General features: G+C 70.1%; 1 protein-coding gene. It reads right to left on the bottom strand.

Annotated features, from left to right (window positions below; all coding sequences use genetic code 11):
* Positions 1-191: 191 nt before the first annotated feature.
* Positions 192-1,151, bottom strand: a 960-nt coding sequence (locus AB0J09_RS65395) for a site-specific integrase (RefSeq protein WP_360714635.1), incomplete at its 5' end; no start/stop codon positions are given.

Here is a 1,151-nt window from a genome sequence, read left to right on the forward strand (position 1 = left end):
AGGCGGCTTCCACTCCCTGATCGCAATCCCAGCCGGGCGGCAGGCGACGTGTCAGGTGATCGGAGATTCCACCAGCTGCAATAGCGACTAGTTCGAGGCTGAGTACGGAAATTAGCGGTAGCGACCTGCGGCTGCTTCGCTCCGTGATAACCCGGAACTCCTACAGCTCTGGCCAGCCGCCACTCTGTTGATCAGTGGGTACGACGACGTGGCGCCAAAACCTCGGTGACCTTGGCGATGGCCTCAGCACCAGGCTTGACGTAGCGCATGGCGGTGCGCGGGTTCTTGTGCCGGGTCTTGCCCATGATGAGCTGCAGCGGCACCTCGGCCTCGCCGAGGTGGGTGGCGGCACTGTGACGCAGCTGGTGCAGATCGAGCCCGGCATACTTCTTCAGCAGGACGCGGGCGCGGTCGTAGCCGAGGCGGGCGCGGCCGGTGTGCGGGCAGATGTCGGCGGCGGCGGGCCGCCGGGCTGGGACGGGGCGGCGTTCGGACAGGAACAGCGGGCCGTGCGTTCGCGTACTGTCGTCCGGGAGGCGGAGCAGGCGGGGCAGCAGGTGAGCGGTGCCGCTGTCCCAGTACACCCATTCGATGGCGCCACCTTTGGAGCGGACGGGGGCACGCCGATGCTCCAGGTCGAGGTCTTCGACGTTCAGCGCCAGGATCTCCGCAGCCCGGGCGGCGGTCTCATACAGCATCCGCCAGAGCGTCTTCTCCCGGAGCGGGATGTCGCGGCGCGAGAGCAGTCGGTGGATGGTGGTCTTGGCCACGGCGCGGGTCTCGTCGGCGGCTTCCTTGCGGCGTTCGGCGTCGGCCGGGACCGACGGGGCTGCCCAGTGCTTCTTGGTCTGGCACCAGATGAGCCAGGAGGTGACGGCGGCGCGGTTGCGGTTCCAGGTCGCGGGCGCGCTCGCTCCCCACAGCTCGGCGAGCGCGGCGCCGATCTCGGCGTCGGTGACTTCGGTCAGCGGCCGGTCGGGGCCGAGCATGGCGGTGACGCGGTCGATGGCCGAGGCGTAGGCGCGGTGGGTGTTGGGGTTGGCCGTGCGCGGGGTGGCCAGGAAGGCGTCGGCGGCCGCGGCGAGACTGACGTGTCCGCCGTGCAGGGCGGCGATCTTCGGCGCGGTGCTCATGCCAGCCGCCGGGCGATG

It is taken from the genome of Nonomuraea sp. NPDC049784, from assembly GCF_040659615.1.
Classification (GTDB): Bacteria; Actinomycetota; Actinomycetes; order Streptosporangiales; family Streptosporangiaceae; genus Nonomuraea.